The 21,385-nt window shown below is 60.2% G+C and carries 21 protein-coding genes; 7 read left to right on the forward strand and 14 right to left on the reverse strand.

Annotated elements, in window-relative coordinates:
* Positions 1–52 precede the first annotated feature (52 nt).
* Both SFA35_RS20155 and SFA35_RS20160 read right to left on the reverse strand, forming a co-directional pair.
* On the reverse strand, positions 53–682 hold the full coding sequence (locus SFA35_RS20155; RefSeq protein WP_320572277.1) for an L-threonylcarbamoyladenylate synthase: 630 nt from the start codon (positions 680–682) through the stop codon (positions 53–55).
* Between the two features lie 16 nt (positions 683–698).
* Entirely contained in the window at positions 699–1,559 is an 861-nt protein-coding gene (locus SFA35_RS20160) for a PHP domain-containing protein (RefSeq protein ID WP_320572278.1), read from the reverse strand.
* 73 nt (positions 1,560–1,632) lie between these two features.
* Here SFA35_RS20160 and SFA35_RS20165 point away from each other — a divergent pair, with 73 nt between their 5' ends.
* The 5 genes from SFA35_RS20165 (at position 1,633) to SFA35_RS20185 (ending at position 5,198) form a co-directional block, all read left to right on the forward strand.
* The gene (locus SFA35_RS20165; protein WP_320572279.1) at positions 1,633–2,226 is read left to right on the forward strand and encodes a septation protein A; all 594 of its coding nucleotides are present in this window, start codon (positions 1,633–1,635) and stop codon (positions 2,224–2,226) included.
* A gap of 1 nt (position 2,227) precedes the next feature.
* Positions 2,228–2,527: a YciI family protein gene (locus SFA35_RS20170; RefSeq protein WP_320572280.1), complete on the forward strand. Its 300-nt coding sequence runs from the start codon at positions 2,228–2,230 to the stop codon at positions 2,525–2,527.
* A gap of 5 nt (positions 2,528–2,532) precedes the next feature.
* Complete coding sequence (locus tag SFA35_RS20175) at positions 2,533–3,210, forward strand: response regulator transcription factor (protein ID WP_320579144.1); 678 nt, start codon at positions 2,533–2,535, stop codon at positions 3,208–3,210.
* 134 nt (positions 3,211–3,344) lie between these two features.
* A complete protein-coding gene (locus SFA35_RS20180) occupies positions 3,345–3,788 on the forward strand; it encodes an LTXXQ domain protein (protein WP_320572281.1) in 444 nt (147 codons plus the stop codon).
* 75 nt (positions 3,789–3,863) lie between these two features.
* The gene (locus SFA35_RS20185) at positions 3,864–5,198 is read left to right on the forward strand and encodes a HAMP domain-containing sensor histidine kinase (protein ID WP_320572282.1); all 1,335 of its coding nucleotides are present in this window, start codon (positions 3,864–3,866) and stop codon (positions 5,196–5,198) included.
* A gap of 152 nt (positions 5,199–5,350) precedes the next feature.
* Here SFA35_RS20185 and SFA35_RS20190 read toward each other — a convergent pair whose 3' ends face one another.
* The gene (locus SFA35_RS20190; RefSeq protein ID WP_320572283.1) at positions 5,351–5,908 is read right to left on the reverse strand and encodes an NAD(P)H nitroreductase; all 558 of its coding nucleotides are present in this window, start codon (positions 5,906–5,908) and stop codon (positions 5,351–5,353) included.
* 123 nt (positions 5,909–6,031) lie between these two features.
* On the opposite strand from SFA35_RS20190, the gene SFA35_RS20195 reads away from it, so the two are divergent.
* A complete protein-coding gene (locus tag SFA35_RS20195) occupies positions 6,032–6,346 on the forward strand; it encodes a DUF962 domain-containing protein (protein WP_320572284.1) in 315 nt (104 codons plus the stop codon).
* Between the two features lie 6 nt (positions 6,347–6,352).
* Here the strand turns inward: SFA35_RS20195 and SFA35_RS20200 are convergent, their stop codons facing one another.
* The 11 genes from SFA35_RS20200 to recQ form a co-directional block, all read right to left on the reverse strand.
* A complete protein-coding gene (locus SFA35_RS20200) occupies positions 6,353–6,634 on the reverse strand; it encodes a SelT/SelW/SelH family protein (protein WP_320572285.1) in 282 nt (93 codons plus the stop codon).
* Positions 6,635–6,706: 72 nt separating this feature from the next.
* Positions 6,707–7,369 (reverse strand): DUF6708 domain-containing protein, encoded by a 663-nt coding sequence (locus tag SFA35_RS20205; RefSeq protein ID WP_320572286.1) that lies wholly within the window; start codon positions 7,367–7,369, stop codon positions 6,707–6,709.
* Positions 7,370–7,774: 405 nt separating this feature from the next.
* Entirely contained in the window at positions 7,775–8,545 is a 771-nt protein-coding gene (locus tag SFA35_RS20210; RefSeq protein WP_320572287.1) for a DUF6708 domain-containing protein, read from the reverse strand.
* Positions 8,546–8,730: 185 nt separating this feature from the next.
* On the reverse strand, positions 8,731–9,420 hold the full coding sequence (locus SFA35_RS20215) for a DUF6708 domain-containing protein (protein ID WP_320572288.1): 690 nt from the start codon (positions 9,418–9,420) through the stop codon (positions 8,731–8,733).
* A 292-nt stretch (positions 9,421–9,712) separates the two neighbouring features.
* Positions 9,713–9,877 (reverse strand): hypothetical protein, encoded by a 165-nt coding sequence (locus SFA35_RS20220; RefSeq protein WP_320572289.1) that lies wholly within the window; start codon positions 9,875–9,877, stop codon positions 9,713–9,715.
* 283 nt (positions 9,878–10,160) lie between these two features.
* A complete protein-coding gene (locus SFA35_RS20225) occupies positions 10,161–10,823 on the reverse strand; it encodes a DUF6708 domain-containing protein (protein ID WP_320572290.1) in 663 nt (220 codons plus the stop codon).
* Positions 10,824–11,170: 347 nt separating this feature from the next.
* Positions 11,171–11,962 (reverse strand): DUF6708 domain-containing protein, encoded by a 792-nt coding sequence (locus tag SFA35_RS20230; RefSeq protein ID WP_320572291.1) that lies wholly within the window; start codon positions 11,960–11,962, stop codon positions 11,171–11,173.
* A gap of 12 nt (positions 11,963–11,974) precedes the next feature.
* The gene (locus SFA35_RS20235; protein WP_320572292.1) at positions 11,975–15,166 is read right to left on the reverse strand and encodes a T6SS effector BTH_I2691 family protein; all 3,192 of its coding nucleotides are present in this window, start codon (positions 15,164–15,166) and stop codon (positions 11,975–11,977) included.
* A 220-nt stretch (positions 15,167–15,386) separates the two neighbouring features.
* Positions 15,387–17,672 (reverse strand): FimV/HubP family polar landmark protein, encoded by a 2,286-nt coding sequence (locus SFA35_RS20240; protein ID WP_320572293.1) that lies wholly within the window; start codon positions 17,670–17,672, stop codon positions 15,387–15,389.
* Positions 17,673–17,765: 93 nt separating this feature from the next.
* Positions 17,766–18,203: a MarR family transcriptional regulator gene (locus SFA35_RS20245; RefSeq protein WP_320572294.1), complete on the reverse strand. Its 438-nt coding sequence runs from the start codon at positions 18,201–18,203 to the stop codon at positions 17,766–17,768.
* A 143-nt stretch (positions 18,204–18,346) separates the two neighbouring features.
* Positions 18,347–20,488 (reverse strand): DNA helicase RecQ, encoded by a 2,142-nt coding sequence (gene recQ / locus SFA35_RS20250; RefSeq protein WP_320572295.1) that lies wholly within the window; start codon positions 20,486–20,488, stop codon positions 18,347–18,349.
* A 293-nt stretch (positions 20,489–20,781) separates the two neighbouring features.
* Between recQ and SFA35_RS20255 the strand changes: the two genes are divergently transcribed.
* Positions 20,782–21,369, forward strand: a complete 588-nt coding sequence (locus tag SFA35_RS20255) for a YecA family protein (protein ID WP_320572296.1) — start codon at positions 20,782–20,784, stop codon at positions 21,367–21,369.
* The last annotated feature ends 16 nt before the right edge of the window (positions 21,370–21,385 follow it).

Below are 21,385 nucleotides of genomic sequence, written 5' to 3' on the forward strand. Positions count from 1 at the left end.
GCGGCTCGGCCAGCGGCGCCTGGGCCAGCGCGCCTTCTTCGGACGAGCTCACTCAGGCCTCGACCAGAAACGGTGTTGGGTCGCCACAGCCCACACGCACCACTTGCGGGTCGCCGTCGGCCAGGTTGATCACCGTGGAAGCGGCCACCCCGCCAAAGCCGCCGTCGATGATCAGGTCGACCTGATGCTCGAGCAGCTGGCGCATCTCGTAGGGGTCGATCATCGGTTCGGATTCACCGGGCATGATCAGGCTCACGCTCATCAGCGGCTCGCCCAGTTGCTCCAGCAAGGCGTGGGCGATGGGATGGCTGGGCACGCGCAGGCCGATGGTGCGGCGCTTGGGGTGCAGCAACAGGCGCGGCACCTCGCGGGTGGCGTTGAGGATATAGGTGTACGGCCCCGGGGTATGCGCCTTGAGCAGGCGAAACGCGGCGGTGTCGACCTTGGCGAACAGGCCCAGTTGCGACAGATCACGGCAGATCAGCGTGAAGTTGTGCTTGTCGTCCAGCTGGCGCAGGCGCCGCACGCGCTCGATCGCGCCCTTGTCGCCGATCTGGCAGCCGATGGCGTAGGACGAGTCGGTCGGATAGATGACCACGCCGCCGCCCCGGATGATCTCCACTGCCTGCTTGATCAGGCGCGCCTGGGGATTGTCGGGGTGAATCTGGAAAAATTGACTCACGTCGGTTACCTGTTCATCAGACGGGAAGTGATTGCTCATACTTGAACCGGGCCCACAAGGGCGGCAGGTCCTCGGGCAATGCCCGGTAGACGCCGATCTCCGACCAGGCGCCCGGGCCATGAAAATCACTGCCGGCACTGGCCAGCAGACCGAACTCGCGCGCCAGGATGGACAGGGTGCCCACCTGCTCGGCTGGCGGCATGCCATTGACCACTTCGATGGCATGGCCTCCCGCTTGAATATAGTCGGCAATCAGTCGACGGCGCTTGCCACGGGTGAAATCGTAGTGCAAAGGATGCGCCAGGCTCACCCAGGCGCCGGCGTCGCGCAGGGTCTGCACGGTAGCTTCCAGGGTCGGCCAGTGCAGCTTGACGTCGCCCAGCTTGCCGGCGCCCAGCCACTTGCGAAATGCTTCCTGACGATCGGCGACGTAGCCCTGGCGCACCAGGAAATCGGCGAAATGCGGCCGGGCCGGCGCATTGGCGCTATCCCCCAGCTCCTGCTGAATGGCCCGCGCGCCCTCCAGGGCGCCTGGCATTCCCTTAAGGGCCAGCTTGCGGCTGATCTCCTCGGCGCGCAGCCAGCGCCCGCCGTGCAGGCTCTCGACCGCCGCCAGCAACGGCGGCGCCTTGAGGTCGAAGCCGTAGCCGAGCACGTGGATGGTTGCGCCACCCCAGGTGCAGGACATTTCCACGCCGCTGATCCACTGCATCTGCCGCGCATGGGCAGCGGCACGGGCCTCTTCGAGGCCCTCAAGTGTGTCGTGATCGGTCAGGGCCAGCGTGCGCACGCCCTTGTCGAACGCCCGCTCCACCAGCGCCGTGGGCGACAGGGCGCCATCCGAAGCGGTGCTGTGGCAGTGCAGATCGATAGTCATGGCAGGTGCTTTCGCTTTCGCAGTCATTGATGTTTGTTATTATGCCCGTCACACCCTGCTTCTGGTTGCCATTGTGAAACAACTGATCGATTTTATTCCGCTGATCCTGTTCTTCATCGTTTTCAAGACCGATCCGCGCGCCATCGACTTCGCCGGGCATACCTTCATGCTGGGCGGTATCTTCAGCGCCACGGCGGTATTGATCGGCGCCTCGATCCTGGTCTACGGCATTCTCTTCATCACCCAGCGGCGCCTGGAGAAAGGCCAGTGGGCGACCCTGCTCGGCTGCCTGATCTTCGGCGGCCTGACCCTGGCCTTTCACAGCGAGACCTTTCTCAAATGGAAAGCGCCGGTGGTCAACTGGGTGTTCGCCCTGGCCTTCATCGGCAGCCACTTCATCGGCGACAAGCTGCTGATCAAGCGCCTCATGGGCCATGCCCTGACCCTGCCGGACCCGGTCTGGACGCGTTTGAACATTGCCTGGATCATCTTCTTCATCTTCTGCGGTGCGGCCAACCTGTTCGTCGCCTTTACCTTCCAGGCCTACTGGGTGGATTTCAAGGTGTTCGGCAGCCTGGGCCTGACCCTGCTGTTCCTGGTGGGCCAGGGCATCTACCTGTCCCGCCACCTGCACGACGCCGAGCCCTCCCCCAAGCCCAAGGATTGATATGCTCTACGCCATTATCTCTACCGATGTCGCTGACTCCCTGCAAAAACGCCTGAGCGTGCGCCCTGCCCACGTCGAGCGCCTGAAGACCCTGCAGGGCGAAGGCCGCCTGGTGCTGGCCGGCCCGCACCCGGCCATCGAGAGCAACGACCCGGGCGAGGCCGGTTTCACCGGCAGCCTGATCGTCGCCGAGTTCGATTCGCTGGCCAGCGCCCAGGCCTGGGCCGACAGCGACCCCTACATCGCCGCAGGTGTGTACGCCAACGTGCTGGTCAAACCGTTCAAGCAAGTGCTGCCTTGACCACCATGAGCGACCTGCTGCTGATCGACGACGACGTCGAGCTGTGCGAACTGCTGAGCAGCTGGCTGGGCCAGGAAGGCTTCCAGGTGCGCGCCTGCCATGACGGCCAGAGCGCCCGTGCGGCGCTGGCGGAGATGGACCCGGCTGCCGTGGTCCTCGACGTGATGCTGCCCGACGGCAGCGGCCTGGAGTTGCTCAAGCAGCTGCGCAGCGAGCACCCCGACCTGCCGGTGGTGATGCTCTCGGCGCGCGGCGAGCCCCTGGACCGCATTCTGGGTCTGGAACTGGGCGCCGACGACTACCTGGCCAAGCCCTGCGACCCACGTGAACTGACCGCGCGCCTGCGCGCCGTGCTGCGCCGCAGCCACCCCAGCGCCGCCCCCAGCCAGCTGGAACTGGGCGACCTGTGCTTCAGCCCGGCACGCGGCGTGGTCAGCATCAACCAGCACGACATCAGCCTGACCATCTCCGAAAGCCGCCTGCTCGAAGCGCTGCTGCGCCAGCCAGGCGAGCCGCTGGACAAACAGGAGCTGACGCAGATCGCCTTGGGCCGCAAGCTGACCCTGTACGACCGCAGCCTCGACATGCATGTCAGCAACCTGCGCAAGAAGATCGGCCCACACGCCGATGGCCGGCCCAGGATCGTCGCGTTGCGCAGCCGTGGCTATTTTTATTCGGAGTAGGCTCGACGGCGGGCTGCCAACAGCAACCCGCTCTTTACCGAAGCTTTACCCAAGCCTGACCGCGCCTGACCTTGATCTCCCTAAACTGAGCTCAATCCGGTAAATCACCGGGAACGAGACCAAGGAGATTCACCATGCGCAAGACTCTTATCGCACTGATGCTCGCCGCTGCGCTGCCCGCCGTTGCCATGGCGGCGCCCCAGGACGACGGCCCTGGCCCGATGGGCAAAGGCCCGGGTTTCGGTCCCGGCCAGCACCGCGCGCCCTACGCCGAGCTGAACCTGACCCCCGAGCAACGCCAGCAGATCGACAAGCTGGTCGGCGGTGAAATGCACGGCGACCGCGAGATCACCCAACGCTACCTGGAAAAGCTATCGCCAGCCGACCAGCAAGCCATGAAGGACGAGATCAAGGCCAAGCAGGACAAGACCCAGGCCGACATCCGCGCCCTGCTCAAGCCTGATCAGCAGAAGCAGTTCGACGCCATCAAGCAGAAGCAGGACCAGCGCCGCGCTGAATGGAAGGAATTCCAGGCATGGAAAGCCTCGAAAGGCGAAGCGACGCAAAAAACCCAGTAAGCTTTACCGCTCACAAGCCCGGCCATTCCCCAAGTTGGCCGGGCTTTGCGCATTTCCGGATCGGGAGAAAGACCTTTGCGTTCATTGTTCTGGCGTATCCTGGCGAGCTTCTGGCTGGCCATCGCCCTGGTGGCCGGGCTGTCGATCCTGCTCGGGCACATCCTCAACCAGGACGCCTGGATTCTCAGCCGCCACCCGGGCCTGCGCGATTTCCCCGAACAATGGACCGAACTGTACGAGACCCAGGGCGCCGACCCGGCCCAGGACACGCTCGAACAGTTGCGTCGGCGTTATCACATCGACACCCAGGTGCTCAACGACAGCAGCGAATCGGTGGTGCCCGGCACCTTCACCCGCCGCGCGGCCGCCCTCGAGCAACGTCAGCACAACGACGAGCGCCAGCTGCCATGGCGGCGCCTGACCGCCGAGTACGTCAGCCCGAAATCCGGCGACACCTACCTGTTCATCTACCGCATTCCCCACCCGGAGCTGGAAGCCTGGCACCGCGAGAGCCTGATGTGGCCCCTGAGTGCCCTGGGTATCGCCCTGGTGGTGCTGACCCTGTTCAGCCTGCTGGTGACCCTCTCCATTACCCGCCCGCTAAGCCGCCTGCGCGGGGCGGTGCATGACCTCGGCCAGGCCAGTTATCAACAGCAGAGCCTGGCTGAGCTGGCTGGCCGACGCGACGAGTTCGGCGTGCTGGCCACCGACTTCAACCTGATGGGCCAACGCCTGCAGAGCCTGATCGGCAGTCAGCGCCAGCTGTTGCGGGACGTCTCCCACGAACTGCGCTCGCCGTTGGCGCGGCTGCGCATTGCCCTGGCGCTGGCCGAGCGCGCCGAACCCGAGCAGCGGGAAAAGCTCTGGCCGCGGCTGACGCGCGAATGCGACCGGCTCGAAGCGCTGATCAGCGAAATCCTCACCCTGGCCCGGCTCGATGCCGAACATGCCACCGCCGAGCCTGTGGATATCTCCGCATTGCTCGGCGGCGTGCGTCGCGATGCCCAGCTCAGCGCCCCGGATCAGGAAGTCATGATCGAAACCCAGCCCGGCCTGACCCTGCGCGGCTGGCCGACGATGATCGAGCGAGCTGTGGATAACCTCCTGCGCAATGCACTGCGCTTCAATCCACCAGGCAAACCTGTGGAACTGCGTGCGCGGCTGGATGGCGAGCGTATCGAATTGAGCGTGCGCGACCACGGGCCGGGTGTGGCCGATGCGCACCTGGCGCAGTTGGGCGAACCTTTCTTCCGTGCTCCGGGGCAAACGGCGCAGGGCCACGGCCTGGGCCTGGCCATTGCGCGACGGGCGGTGGAACGCCATGGTGGGCGGCTGCTACTGGGCAATCACCCGGCCGGTGGCTTCCTGGCCACGCTGGAACTGCCGCTGGCGCCGCCGACTGATTCTTGAGCGGGCAGCGTTTGTCTCTATAGGACCGAGATAGAAGGACCGAGATAGAACCGAGCTCGCTCGGGAAGCGACCGGTCGCTAAAACCTGGATCAACCAGCGTTTTCCCGAGCAAGCTCGGTCCTACCGGGAAAGCATTACCGGCAGGGCCGGATCAAGCCGACCACACACTCACATAATCCGCCAACTCCACCTTCGGCGCCTCGCGCGGCGGGTTGACTGGCGTGCCCAGGTAAAGGAAACCAATCACCTGCTCGTTGTCGAGCAAGCCCAGGCTTTCAGCCACCACCGGCGAATAGGACAACTCACCGGTGCGCCACACAGCCCCGATGCCCTGTGCATAAGCCGCAAGCAGAATGCCATGGGCGGCGCAGCCAGCCGCCAACAACTGCTCACTGGCCGGAACCTTGTGATGCTCCACGAGGCTGGCGATCACCACCACCAGCAGCGGCGCGCGCAACGGCATGCCGCGGGCCTTCTGCATCGCCGCTTCACTGGCCTCGCCGCTCGCCTGCACCGCCTGAACCAGCACTTCGCCCAGCTGCTCGCGCGCTGCGCCTTCGACGGTCAGAAACCGCCAAGGGCGCAACTGGCCATGGTCCGGGGCGCGCAGCGCGGCCTCGAACAGGATTTCGCGCTGCACCTGGGTCGGCGCGGGCTCCACCAGGCGTGGCACGGATACACGGTTGAGCAATACGTCGAGAGCCTCCATCGGCTACCTCCTTGGGAATCGAGACAAGGATTGTAGACCCAGCCGCCGCCTGGCCGCTGTTTTTTCCCCCCGCCGCAGGTTCATACTGCGCAGGTGCCATTACGCTTTCGACGGAGGCCATCCATGGATATTTCCCGCCATCGCTTCAATAGCTTTGCCGAGTTCTACCCTTTCTACCTGGCCGAGCACCGCGACAGCCGCTGTCGCCGGCTGCATTTCGTCGGCACCAGCCTGGTGATCGCCCTGCTCGCCTACACCCTGGCCAGCGGCGTGTGGTGGCTGCTGTTGACGGTGCCGGTGGCCGGTTATGCGTTTGCATGGATCGGGCACTTGGTGTTCGAGAAGAATCGTCCGGCAACCTTCCAGCACCCCTTCTACAGCCTGCTGGGGGATTTCGTGATGTACCGCGACATGCTCCTGGGCAAAGTGGATTTCTGAAGCCGCTCAGGGCCGATCGTTGTGGCCCAGATCACGCTGCGGGTCGATCTGGTCGCGCACGCGCTGCTTGAGCACCTTGGCTTCAGGAAAGCCACCGTCGGCCTTGCGCTCCCAGATCTGCGTGTCGTCGCAGGTGATGCGGAATATTCCCCCGGTACCGGGTACCAGCGAAACCTTGCCGAGATCGTCACCGAAGGTGCTCAACAGCTCTTGCGCCAGCCAGGCTGCGCGCAGCAGCCACTGGCATTGGGTGCAGTAGGTGATACAGATTTCAGGTTTACCAATCACGCCTATTCCCCTGTCGAGTGACTCTGCACCGCTGTTCCACGTACCACGGACCACGGACCACAGCACGAGGTCTCACGGAGCAGATCTGGATTCTACATCCATTGTCTCCGGCCATTTCACCTTCGGAGCAAAACGGCGGGCGATGTTCTCGAAGTGGGTTTCGTTATTCCAATCGCGTGGTGGTTTGTCGAATTTCGGAACAGCGTCGGGGCCTTGCTGCATGAAGAGCTGGGCCATGGCCCAGTACATTTCACTTTGCTGACGGCCTTGGCTAAAAATGAAGCGGTCAAGGACATTTCCCGTACTGGGATCAACGACCGCAAGATTGACGAACTGCACCAACCCCCCTGTTCCCATAGGACCGTATAGGCTACAGAACTCAGCTCGCAGGTGGTCCCAATCGTATTCCTCGGCAGAGACCCCCCAAGCCTCACGACTAAGAGGTTTGTAACCATTATAGCGAAAGCGGTATACATAAATCCGGCGCCGAGCCCTGTTGAACCGTATAGGCTCATCAACGGGAGCTTCCATATCCATTCGCCACATATATATGGGCACCCAGCCGAGCATGATAATAAGCACTAGACAAATAATAGACTCGGCAGTAACGGGACCTTTCTGGTATATAAGGCCGCACACATAAAAAACCACAAGGCAACCCAAAAAAATTGCAGACATCATCGCCATATAAGCCGCACCTCCCCGTGCGCTTAGTGTAGAGCGTGGCAATTCCATAACAACCTCATCAAGGAAGTTAGGCGGATTTGGGAGAAACTCTGCGATAGGCACGGTTGCTGGCTGCGCATTTGGACCAGGCAAATCATATTTCCAACCAACGGGACGGAAACTTACCGAGCGCTTACTATTATTTATCACTCGATAACCCTCTTATGCCTTATACGTTACTTTCTCAACCAATGTCATAAGCTTGTCCTTGACTCGATATCCATAACAGTTGGCCATTTTACTTTTGGAGCCAGACGCCTCGCTATGTTTTCGAAGTGAATTTCGTTATTCCAATCCCGAGGAGACGCCTCAAATTTCGGTACTGCACCTGGACCTTTTTGCATGTACAGCTGAGCCATTGCCCAGTACATCTCGCACGGAGCTTATGGATTATCGCCTCACCACTCGACACTCCTAACCTCTATCGTCTATTGACTTCACTTTCTGCAAAGCTGCTTTACCTTGATTATGGCCAGCGTGACTATCTGGCGTGGTTTCTTCAGAACTCGACTGACTAGAGGCATCAGGAGCACTCCTTGATTCAAGGTCCATCTCCTCAGGCCATTGCACCCTCGGAGCAAAACGGCGAGCGATGTTCTCGAAGTGAGTTTCGTTATTCCAATCGCGTGGTGGTTTGTCGAATTTCGGAACAGCTTCGGGGCCTTGCTGCATGTAGAGCTGGGCCATGGCCCAGTACATTTCACTTTGCTGACGGCCTTGGCTAAAAATGAAGCGGTCTAGGACTTTTCCCGTAATGGGATCAACGACAGCAAGATTGACGAACTGCACCAACCCCCCTGTTCCCATAGGACCGTATAGGCTACAGAACTCAGCTCGCAGGTGGTCCCAATCGTATTCCTCGGCAGAGACCCCCCAAGCCTCACGACTAAGAGGTTTGTAACCATTATAGCGAAAGCGGTATACATAAATCCGGCGCCGAGCCCTGTTGAACCGTATAGGCTCATCAACGGGAGCTTCCATATCCATTCGCCACATATATATGGGCACCCAGCCGAGCATGATAATAAGCACTAGACAAATAATAGACTCGGCAGTAACGGGACCTTTCTGGTATATAAGGCCGCACACATAAAAAACCACAAGGCAACCCAAAAAAATTGCAGACATCATCGCCATATAAGCCGCACCTCCCCGTGCGCTTAGTGTAGAGCGTGGCAATTCCATAACAACCTCATCAAGGAAGTTAGGCGGATTTGGGAGAAACTCTGCGATAGGCACGGTTGCTGGCTGCGCATTTGGACCAGGCAAATCATATTTCCAACCAACGGGACGGAAACTTACCGAGCGCTTACTATTATTTATCACTCGATAACCCTCTTATGCCTTATACGTTACTTTCTCAACCAATGTCATAAGCTTGTCCTTGACTCGATATCCATAACAGTTGGCCATTTTACTTTTGGAGCCAGACGCCTCGCTATGTTTTCGAAGTGAATTTCGTTATTCCAATCCCGAGGAGACGCCTCAAATTTCGGTACTGCACCTGGACCTTTTTGCATGTACAGCTGAGCCATTGCCCAGTACATCTCACTTTCCTGGCGACCATGCGCAAAAATGAAGCGATCAACGACTTTGCCGCTAGTCGGTTCGATCACGGCAATTGTCAGAAATTCTACGAGACCGCGTACACCCACAGCACGGATACTACAAAACTCCGCTCGCAGATCATCCCAGTTATAGACCTGGGGATAGACACCCCATGCAGCGCGGCTCAAGAGCTTCAAGGCGTTGTGCCGGAACCGATAGACGTATATTTTCCGTCGAGCACGATTGAAGCGGATAGGCTCATCAAGCGGTGTTTCAGTATCCAACCGCCAAAAATACAGTCCAGTCCATGAAATCAATATGACAATGCCCAACTCCACCAGCGAAGCATATTTCAGAACAACAGCGTCCGGACCAATCCAACTGAAGTAACACATATACAAAACAAGCGGAACCAGCGTGAGTGAAGCCCAAGCGGCTATACCTCGCACTTTGAAGTCCGAACGGGGCAGCTCCATATAATGTTCATCTATATAATTAGGAGGATAACTCATATCTCCAGGCACCGGGCTTCTTGCAGCTGGCTCGTTAGGTCCGGGCAAATCATAAAGCCATCCGGGAGCACGGACTCTAAACATGGATCCTGGTACTAAGATCACGGTTCTTTTACCTCAATCAGATCATACATATCAGTCCTCTAAATGCCGAGTTAAAGCCGTCCAATACTATGGCGCTGATCGTTCCGGCCCCGCTGGAGCCATTGCGTCAGACTCGACAATCTGCCCTTAGCAGCCCCTCAAAAATATTTCGCGCCTTGCACCTACAATCACTCCACCGTAAAACTAATCAAGCTTCGCACAATGCCGATGAGCGATAGTTGTTGAGCGTCAATGCGGCGCACCCATCAGCAACTTTTTCATCTGATCCAAACATAATCGTAAGCGGCCCCTCGATCCGGCCGATTGATTTGAGACCCTGCTGAACTGAGCCCATTATTTCGAGAAACTCCATTTTATACTCACTCAATCCCTCCATTATCCGAATCGTAGGCGAGCGCTTCATAACTACGTACCATCCATCTGAAGGGGTCTCGTGCAGTGCGCCGTGTTCCGAGCCAGAAAAATCTGAATCAGTAATATCCGAAGAACCTTTTTAACAACCAGCCTGCACTATCCCCCCTCTACTCCTGACTATTGACTATTGACTATTGACTATTGACAGAAATACTCCTACAGACCATGAAATTCCATTTATAGGAATACGCTGAAGCTTGCTAAGGCGAGATTGGCCGTTCCTATGGAGCTGTGCGCGATTCGAGGTCCATCGCCTCGGGCCACTTCACCTTGGGGGCGAAGCGCCGCGCAATGTTTTCGAAGTGGACTTCGTTGTTCCAATCGCGAGGGGGTCTGTCAAACTTGGGTACGGCTTCGGGGCCTTGCTGCATGTAGAGCTGGGCCATGGCCCAGTACATTTCGCCCTCCTGCCGGCCATGGGCAAAGACAAAACGATCCCTGATCCTTTGGGACCCTGGCTCCAAAACTGCCAAGGTTACGAAGCGCAATGCGCCTCCTGTACCCATGGGACCATAGGTACTGCAGAATTCCGCCCGCAGATCTGCCCAATCATAGGATTCGGTAGTTACACCCCACTCATATTTATTGAAGGGCTTGAGCCCATTGTGACGAAAACGGTACACATAGATTTTGCTACGGGCTCTATTGAAGCGAATCGGCTCATCAACAGGCGCTTCTACATCCATTTTCCAAATATATAACAAAAGCCAGGATACGACGATAATACTTACTAGCATGAGCACATCAGCAACTTCGGGAGACCGGCCATCGGAAGCCACGATGTACACCCAGAAAGCCAGAGCGCCCACAGGCAACGGACTTGTACCTATAGCCAACCACGCTCCCACACCCCGGCCTCTGTGCGTAGCGCGGGCAAGTTCCATGTATGTCTCGTCCATATAGTTCGGCGGATTGGATAGAACCGGGGGATAAGGCATGACCGCAGGCGTTTCATGCGGGCCCGGCAAGTCATGCCTCCATCCGGAGGGGTGCGTTTTTACCGAGCTCATTCCATAGGCATCCGTTAGTAGATTAGGTATTTAGACAAATAAGCAGTCAGCGATCAGAAACTGAATATTTCTTAAAACATAAAATGAGACCAAACCACTGATAAAGGGTTCTTTCTAGAGGTTCTTTATTGCAATTTTCCTAGGTTATTAATTTTCGCTTACAATCAGCAGACATCTAAATGATGCCATCAATGGAACCCGCGACCCGTGATTGATCTGCATCAGCCCGCCGATCTTGATTCTATATCCATCACCTCAGGCCATTTCACCCTTGGAGCAAAACGACGAGCGATGTTTTCGAAGTGAACCTCGTTATTCCAATCGCGAGGCGGTCTGTCAAATTTCGGAACGGCATCGGGACCTTGCTGCATGTACAGCTTGGCCATGGCCCAGTACATTTCACCCTGCACCCTGCCGTGTGCAAAAATGAGACGATCAAGAATCTTCCCGGTCCGGGGATCCACTACCGCTAAATTCACAAATTGAACAAGTCCACCTGTACCCATGGGCCTATAAATACTACAAAACTCCGCACGGACCGCGTCCCAGTCGTAAGCCGCCGGATAAACGCCCCACTTGGTCCGGTTAAATAGATTAAGGCTGTGCCGAAAGCGGTACACATATATCTTGCGGCGAAGTCTGTTGAACCGAATAGGTTCATCAACAGGCGCGTCCATATCCATGCGCCAAATATAGGCGCTCATGTAAATGCCGACCGCCAGAATAGCCAGGAGGAATAAATGAGACCACCCGAATGGTGGTGTGCTTTGTTGACTCAGTAAGTCCATGACGAAAAATAAGATAGCCGGACAAATGCATATAGTTAGCCACACACCAAGACCTCTAGCCTGCAACGTCGCGCAAGGTAGCTCCATATAGACCTCATCGAGGTGGTTCGGGGTAGAAAGTAGAGAGGCGTGGGGCTGCGTGACACTCTCCTCATTAGGTCCTGGCAAATCATATTTCCACCCAAACGGGCGGAACGGCAAGCGATTCTCAGCTTTGTTAGACATTGGCACCGTCGCTTACGATTTAGAATTTTCAGAACTATTTACTTTCATCATAGTAATCTCGGCGTAGCCGTTCTCGGCATTTCGATCAGGCCAGTACGTCAATGACAACGTGATGGATTGGATAGCGCTCTTGCCCGGATTGAATACATGCTTCACTGCTCCTGCAATTTTAAAAGATTTCGCACCTTCGCTACCTCCACCTCCGACTGATTGTTCGAGATAGGATTCCACACTCAGCAGCTCGTAATCCGCCCCTTTAGGCTTATCAGCTATTACCAGCTGACTTATCCAATCGCTAGCAGCTGTGGCCACCTCTAGAGAATTATACTCGCCGCGAGCAACTACCTCACCAGCTATATGCCTCCCCCCTAAAATATCGTCTTGGCGATGAACAATTAAAGACCATCGGTACGCCGATTTAGCACTGTCATAATTGGGCAAAACCATCTTATAGATCCAGAGCGGCCGAGCCATCGGAATGTCCCCCGGCGCATTACCGAGATGCTCCAGTTTGAGCTCAATTCCGGCTTCAATACCTATAGTGGCAGCGTTTAGCGCCGCAAGCGCTCGCTGAGCCGACTCGGATGTATCCCAATGAATTCTGGGCTCTTCATTTGCGAGTCCAAAGTAACTGCGCCTAACCCAAAAATCCAATGCTGATGATTCGTTAGACTCCGCTCTTTTATAAAAAAGATAAGCTACCAATGCAAACCCGATAGCGACTCCTAGCGGCCCCATCAGAACAGTGGCCCTAATAACCGCAGTCCACAATCCAAATCCACCAGCGAAAGCAGATGCAACAACCGAAGCTGCATAGTGAACCTTCGCCCACCCATCCCCGGCCCTATTCGCCCTACTTAAGGCAACTGCAGCCTGTATAGCATCATAGAAACTTGTTACTGCAACAATTGACCATCCTACTCTGATCATACGATCACTTAACGTCGCCACCTGTTTAGCTCTCACGGACTGAGTGGTAATCAAGTTGGTGTTGCTTGGCTTAATTGCTCCCTCCATGGCAATTCCCAGTAACTCGATCCCTCCCCCAATCACCGCAAGGGTACTTCCCTCTAGCGCCAAAGATGCCTCGGCTGATTTATCACCGATTGCCTTCCGAGCATTTTCAAAATTCTTGCTCATAGAGTCGTGCATGAAATACAGAGAACCGGCCGCGATGAGGAAGTTGCTGCTGCTAGCGACCGCGAAAACACCACCAAACCCGGCCCTCACCCATTTCCGCGCTTGTGGCAAGGTCATTTGCACCCCCTCGAGCGCCTTGCGCGCGGCAGGGTCCAACGTAGCCAATCCAACCCCTACCGGTACCAAACGCGCGCTGGCGTCGAGACCCAGGTCGCTGGCCGGCAATCTGCTTTCGGCGTTCAGCGCTTTCTTCAGGTCCTCCACCGTACCCTCGACCCAGAGTGAAACCTGCACTACCAGATCGGCGATCTTCGGGTTCATCACCGAGAGGCTCAATACGCCACCGAGGATCAGCGGCTGCACCTTGTCTCGCGACTTTGGCCGGGGGCGGTCTGCGCCGTTGGCGTGTTTATGTTGCAATTCGCGGATGTGCCTGGACTGCAGCGCGTAGTAGTCCCCCAGCCTCATCGGGACATGCAGTTCGATCAAGGACAACCCGTTGTAGAGAAACTGGGTTGCGCTATTGAGGCGCGACACGGCGCATTCCACTCCGGCCCCCAGTACCGCCTTCAGGCGCGTGCTGGCCGCGTTGAGTGCCGCGAGCATCTGCGCCATCGCTTCCTGCAGGTTCCTGCGCTTGAACTCCCCTGCTTCATCGCTGTTGATGGCAGCTTGCAGGGCCGCATAGAGCTTGCCGCTGTCGTTCCAGTCATCGACGCCGGTGGCGTCGAAGCTCGGCAGCAAGGCGGCCACCAAATGTTTGTCGCGCATCAGCAGCGCCTTGTAGATCGGGCTCTGCGGGTCCTGCAGCAGCTCCTGCCAGAGCATCACCGTCGGGCCGCTGGCATTGCCTGGGGCCTCGCTGATACCGCCGCTCAGGCACAGCGCCATGGTCTTGCTGTAGGCAATCGCCGATTGCCTGTCGTCCGGGTCGTAGTCGTGGGCCATGGCCACATGGAAGTCGGCGGCAAGGAACGCCTTGGCATAGCGCTCGCCGTAGTGGTCGATCTGCTTTTGATACACCTGCAGAACGGTGTCGTAGGTCTTCTGGAAGTCTGCCCGTTTCGGTTCGTCGTAGCGCTCTTCCAGACGCTCGTCCGATTCCAACGCCAGCTGGTCGACACGCCGCTGGCGCTCGATGGCCCACGCGCCCGGGATCACCCAGTCCGGAGGCATTACATTGGGCTCCTTGACCGGCACTTTGGCGTTCGCCCATTGCCGATGCAACGCGCGAATCGCCAGCAGAATCTGCGAAGTCTGATGCTGATACGCCCGCTCCGGCTCCTCCAGCCACACCTGCCGCGCATGGGCCCAACTGGCGCGCATGGCGTTGTATTCCTGGACCAGGCCGACGTCGTCATCCACCTCGATGGCCAGCACGCCAGGGCCGAGCGTCGGGTGCACGCGGGCCGTGCGCAGGTAGTTTCGGACGGCGCTCTGGCGATGGCCTCGGCTGTGGAAGCCATGGACACTGGGGAAACCCGGGACGAAGTCGCGGTATTCGTAGACCTGCTTGAGTATCCAGGGGTCCTCGGGGGTCAGGTAGTCACCATAGCGGGTCGGGTTGTCCCGGGCCGTGGCCAGATCGATCATCTGCATGCGCTCGATGTTGCGCAGCGCCTTGTAGGCGTCCAGCACGCTGACTGGCCAGGGGTCGCTGGAAAAGGCGAAAGAGGCCGTGCGGTATTGATCGGTGTCGATGTTGAGAAATGAGGCAGGGATATCGTGGTCCCGATTGACGCAGGCCCGGGTCAGGCGACGTTCGTTGCAGTACCGCGGCTGGTAGGGGTTGAACTGGCGCAGGTAGCCGTCGACGGTCACCTGATAGGCTTGCCAGACCCGGTCGTCCAGCAGCACGTAGAGGTAGCCCGCGCGCAGCACCCGCAGGCCGAGCTCGGTGTCGGAGATCTCCGGCTCGGGCAGGTGCTTCCACACGTGCGGCTTGGGGACCAGCGAACGGCGCAGCGGAAGAATCGCCAGACCCGGACGCTGGCAGACCCGGCAGCCTTTGATGGAAGGCGCGCATTCGGTGGTGGCTGTGCGGGTGTGGGAAGCCAGGGTCATCGGCGTTGTCCGCTCTCATTGTTGACGGCGGAAAACTGACACAGCTAAGACTAAAACCCAAAGCCTGAATTGTAAGCAAATGATGAAGGGGCGCGTTCGCCTCGGCCATTCGCCCCTGATTACAATGGGTTCGCTTATTAGCTACCCGTTCCCCGCGCCACACCCTGCAACACCCTGTCGCGCCGAGCCAGTCCGTGAAACTACGCCACCTGCGCGATGCCTAGGAGAGGCTGGCGAGAAGTTGCCTCGCACTGGCTTTGCATGAATCATCCCCGTCGCGTAGCAACTCGTGCAACAGATCGCTTGCGCCCTGGACATCACCCAGTTCGATCATGCCCTGCGCCTGCTCCAGCTTATCCGCCGAAGCCTGCTGGCTTTCCAGGCTGTCGAAATCGACGCTCAACGAATCCAGGGTGAAATCCGCGTCATCAGCAAAGCTGTTGAGGAAATCGTTGTCGATATCGTCCTGGCTCAGCGATAGCTGGTGCTCTACCACCGGTTCGCTCTGCAACAGCGGCTCGTCCAGATCCAGGGCGCCGAAATCACTGAGAAACTGGTCCGTCTCCTGGTCTTGCTCCGGCACTTCGTACACGTCCGGTAATTCATGGAGGTTGGTGTTGAAGATCGGGTCGATCTCTCCAGGTTCCTCGATGATCTCGGGTTGCGCAGGGACAGCCTTGCGGTTCGGTGCGGGGACGGGGTCGAAGGGGCTGACGGCGGCCCAGTCGGCGTCCATCGACAGGTCGTCCAGGTTCAGCTGGAATTCCTGCGCGGCCGGCTCGGCCTGGGGATTGTCGTCGAGCAGCGGCAGGTCCTCCCCGGCCAGCGACTCCAGGTCGAAATCGAAATCGGGCTCCGGAGCCGGGTCCGACAGGGCCAGTGGCACGTCTTCGACCGGCTCCGCTACTTCTGGGGAGGGTGCCGGGGTGGGCGCCGCCGATGCCGGCTCGCGGGGTTGATGGCTGGCCTCGACCGCCGCTGCAGCGGCCGCCACCGTGGCGGCGGCGACCACGGCGGGCGTGACGGCACTGGCGGCAGCGGCGGCTTTGGCCGCCTGGGCCAGTTTCGGCGATTGCGCGCGCACCTGCTGAATCTTCTCGGCGCTGAAGCCGATGGCGAGCATTTCGGCCTCTTCGGCGTTGAAGCCCTCCAGGTCACCCTGCTGGCCGAGAACTTCGAGGATGCGCAGGCGCAGGTCGGTGCGATCGGGCTGCTTGATGACGCCTTCGCGCAGAATGCCCAGGGCTTCATTGAAACGGCCATAGGCGATGTAGATGCTCGCGCCATCCAGGGCGTCGGTGGCGGCTGCGGTTTCGCGGCGGGCGGCGGCCACGGGCTCCTGCTGGGCCAGCGAGCGCGAGCTGACGGCGGCGACCACGGCATCGTCGCCCTGGGCCGGCTTGATCAACGCGCTGTCTTCGTAGGCCGGTTCCTCCTCGGCGACCACGGCGGTCTCGTTGCGCTGGCGGTTGCGGCGCACCACCAGCAGCAAGGCCACCAGCAACAACAGCAGTGCGCCGGCGCCCAGCAACAACAGCCAGGAGTTGTCGTCATCCACGGGCGTCGGCACCAGGGTGACGACCGGCTTGGCGGCCGGCTTGGCAACGGGTACCGGGGCAGGCACAGCGACACTGGCGGCCGGCGCGGCCGGGGTCACTGTTGACGGCGCAACCGCCGGGGCATTGGCTGGCGCCGCCGGGGCAGCGCTGCCGGTGGCCGGCGCGGCGGTGGGTGCAGGCGCGCTGCTCGGCGCCGGCGCAGCGGCGACAGCAGGAGCCGTCGCCGGTGCAGCCTTGGCCTCGGCCAGCTGGGCCTGGAGGTCGGTGACCTGCTGTTCCTTGATATCGACCTGGCTCTGCAGGGTCTGCAGGCGGCCACGCAATTCGTCGAGGCTCTTCTGTACCTGTGGGTCGACCGCCGCCGCAGCCGCCGCCGGACGTGCAGCTGGCGCTGGCGGTGAAGCGGTGCGGGCAGCCGGGGCGGCGGCCGGCGCTCGCACCGGGGCCTTGCTCGGCGCCTTGGCCGGCGCTGGTGGCGGCGCCAGGGCCACGGTGCCCGGTGGGTCGAGCAGTACCGTGTAGGCTCGCAGCAGCTCGCCGCCCGGGCGGGTGACGGTGATCAGGAACGTCAGGTAGGGCTCGGTCAGCGCCTTGCTGGAGCTGACGTGAATGACCTTGCGACCGCCGCTGAAGTCCGGCGTGAAGCGCAGGTCATTGAGAAAGAAGATGCGCTCGATCCCGGCCTTGGCGTATTCGTCGGGCGAGGCGATGGCGGCGCTGACCTCGTCAGCCTCCAGACCGGCGGTGTCAGACAGCTCGATATCGGCCTTGAACGGCTGATTCAGATAGGAGCGCAGGGTCAGCTCGCCCAGGCCCAGGGCCGAGGAAACGCTGGAAAAGCACAGAGCGCCGGCGGCCAGGGCCATCGGCAGCGCGCGGGCCAGCAGGGTCTTGCGCGCGGTCAGCGAAGAACGGCGCCTGGAACTGCGGAGTAAACGCTCTAGCATGAGAATCCCTTGAAGGAACAGCATCCGATACTTTTATATAAGCTGTATAGCTCGCCACTTGCGCTTTCTCAAAGACCGGCGGGCAGGCCGGCTTCAGCCCTTTTTCTCGAGATTGGCGAGAATCTGCGAGTGCACGCGCATCGCTACGCGCAAATCGTCCTCGGCGACGCCGGCGAACAATTCGTCACGCAGGGTATCGGCAATCGATTCGATTTTTTCAATCAATGGCAGCGCAGAGGCGCTCAACGCTATTTTTTTGGCTCGGCGATCTTCCAACACTGCCAGGCGTTTGACCAGCCCCTGGGTTTCCAGGCTGTCGAGCAACCGCGCCAGGGTCGGCCCTTCCACCCCTACGCTTTGCGCCAGTTCGCGCTGAGTCGGCGCTTCATCGAAGCGCGCCAGGTGCAGCAGTACCAGCCAGCGAGCCTGGGACAGGCCCAGGCCGATCAGGCGGCGGTCCAGCTCGGCGCGCCAGCCGCGGGACATGTGCGCCAGCTGCATTCCAAAACGATGTCGGTCGGTCAACGGCATATTCAACTCGAGATAAAGTCAGCAACTATCAATTAGGCAGCTAACCATGGCTGCTTGACCTACGCAAGAGTCATGCCGAATGCTTTTATCCTAAAATGAAATTGCCATCAGTGCCCTCGACCATAAAGCCGGGGGGACTGAATTCAGACTTCGAATTCCGACTGCAGCGCCGCCCTCACGCAGTACAACACCCCTTCCGGTACCCGCCCGGCGAACTGTTCCTGGATCTGCGCCACCGGTGGCAGCTCGCCTTCGCCGTCGAGGAACGCGTCCTGGATCTCCCCCAACAGGTCCTCGGGCAGGTCCAGCGCCTGCTCCAACGACAGCTGCTGCTGGCCGATGGCCTCGGCCAGCAGGCTGTAGACATTCTTTTCGCTGCATTGCAGCTGGCTGGCGATCTGGGTTGGCGTCATGCCGGCGCTGGCCAGGCTGACCAACTCGTGACGCAGGTCGGCCACCGACGCTGCAGCCGGTGTGTCGCTGCCGCCCAGCACCTTGAGGAAGGCTTCGCCATAGCGCTCCAGCTTGAGCGCGCCGACGCCGCTGACCTGGGCCATCTCGCTCATGTTGGTCGGCTGGCTGCGCAGCATCTCGAGCAGGGTCGAGTCGGGAAAGATCACATAAGGCGGCACCGCATGTTCTTCCGCCAGCTTGCGCCGCAGCGCGCGCAGGGCCTCCCAGCCTTCGCGCTCGTCGCCGCGGACCAACTGGCTGGCCGGGCTGCCGCCGCTGCTGGAGCTGCCACGCGGGGCGCTGGCCTGCTTGATTTCCTTGCGCAGCTCCAGGGTCACTTCACCGCGCAGCAGGGGCCGACAGGTGGCGCTCAGGCGCAGGCCGCCGTAGCCTTCGAGATCGACATCGGCCAGGCCGCGGGCCACCAGCTGGCGGAAAATGGTGCGCCACTCGCTTTCGCTGCGGTCCTTGCCAACGCCGAATACCGAGAGTTTCTCGTGGCCGAAATTGCGCACTTTTTCGCTGTCCTTGCCCAGCAGCACGTCCACCAGGTGGCCGACGCCGTAGCGCTGGCCTGTGCGGAAGATCGCCGAAAGCGCCTGGCGCGCCGGCTCGGTGGCGTCCCAGGTCTGCACGCCGTCAACGCAGTTGTCGCAATGGCCACAGGGGTTGGGCAGGTCTTCGTCGAAATAGCCGAGCAGCGACTGGCGCCGGCAGCGGGTTTCTTCGCACAGGGCCAGCATGGCATCGAGCTTGTGCTGCTCGACGCGCTTGTGCACCTCGTCGCCTTCGGAATTCTGCAGCATCTGCTTGAGCATCAGCACATCCTGCAGGCCGTAGGCCATCCAGGCGTCGGCGGGCAGGCCGTCACGGCCACCGCGCCCGGTTTCCTGGTAGTAGGCTTCCAGCGACTTGGGCAGGTCCATGTGCGCGACGTAGCGCACGTTGGGTTTGTCGATGCCCATGCCGAAGGCGATGGTGGCGACCATGATCAGGCCTTCTTCGTTGAGAAAGCGCTTCTGGTTGGCCGCACGCACGTCCGAGGGCAGCCCGGCGTGGTAGGCCAGGGCCGGGAAACCCTGCTCGCAGAGAAACGCCGCCAGTTCGTCGACCTTCTTGCGCGACAGGCAATAGACGATGCCGGCGTTGCCACGACGTTCGTTGAGGAACGCCATCAGCTGCTTGCGCGGCTGGTCCTTGGCGACGATGCGATAGAAGATGTTCGGGCGGTCGAAGCTCGACAGGAAGCGCTCGGCGTTCTGCAGGTGCAGGCGGGTGACGATTTCTTCGCGGGTGCGCATGTCGGCGGTGGCCGTGAGGGCAATGCGCGGCACGTCCGGGAACTGCTCGGCAAGCTGACCCAGCTGCAGGTATTCGGGACGGAAGTCGTGGCCCCAGGCCGACACGCAGTGCGCTTCGTCGATGGCGAACAGGGCGATCTGCAGGCCGTGCAGGAAGTCCAGCATGCGCGGCTGCACCAGCCGCTCGGGGGCCACGTAGAGCATCTTGATCTCGCCACGGCGAATGCTCGCGGCCAGTTCGCGCTGCTGTTCGGCGCTGAGCGTGGAGTTCAGCGCCGCAGCGGCGACGCCAAGCTCCTGCAAGGTGGCGACCTGGTCGTCCATCAGGGCGATCAAGGGCGACACCACCACCGCCAGACCCTCGCGCAGCAGGGCCGGGACCTGGAAGCACAACGACTTGCCGCCGCCGGTAGGCATGAGGACCAACGCGTCGCCGCCACTGGCCACGCGCTCGATAATGGCACCCTGGCGACCCCGGAAGCTGTCGTAACCGAAGATGTCCTTAAGGACGCGCTGAGCCTGTTCGAGCATAGAAACTCCAAAAATCGCCACGCTCTCACGAGCAAGAGCCGTGCACAGCCGAGGCTGGATGAAAAACCGCCGCACTTCACCTGAAAATAGGTAAGCGCAGGTTGCATGGGGCGCCAGGTCGGGTCCCCGGGCAAGGTCGCGCATTATACCCGAGCGCCCCACAGAACAGGGCACCACCGGCCAATCGGCCTGAAAGCCGCGTTTTTACGGGTCTCTTTTGCCTGGCGGGTGGCGCCGAGGGCCTAACAGGGCCTAGAATTCACAATCGTTTATTCCTTCAAGGTATGCCCTTCATGTCCTTCGCCGAGCAACTGACCCGCCTGCAAGCCTTCCTCGACGCCGACGAGCTGCATGACGAGGCGCTGGACTACGTCGCCGCCCACGGTTACCTGACCGCCCTGTCGATCTGCGCCGAGGAGGTGCCGGAACGTGAATGGATCGACGCGTTGTTTGCCGAGGAGCCGCATTACACCGACGACGCCCAGCGTCAGGACGTCGAAGCCACGCTGATCCAGCTCAAGGCGCACATTGCCCGGCAGCTGGCCAGCGACGAGGAGTTCGAGCTGCCCTGCGAACTGGACCTGGGCGAAGAGCCCGATGACTCCGAGCTGCGCGGCTGGTGCATCGGCTTCATGGAGGGGGTGTTCCTGCGCGAAGCCGCCTGGTTCGAGACCGCCGAGGACGAAGTCAGCGAGATGCTGCTGCCGATCATGGTCGGCTCGGGGCTGTTCGACGAGCAGCCGGAGTTCTCCGACATCGCAGCGGACGCCAACCTGATGGACGACATGATCGTGCAGATTCCCGAAGCGCTGACTGCGCTGTACCTGCTGTGCAACGCACCCGACGAAAAGCCTGCACTGCTCAAGCCTCGTCACCACTGATTGCACCGCCAGCAGC

The organism is Pseudomonas sp. HR96, from assembly GCF_034059295.1.
Classification (GTDB): Bacteria; Pseudomonadota; Gammaproteobacteria; order Pseudomonadales; family Pseudomonadaceae; genus Aquipseudomonas.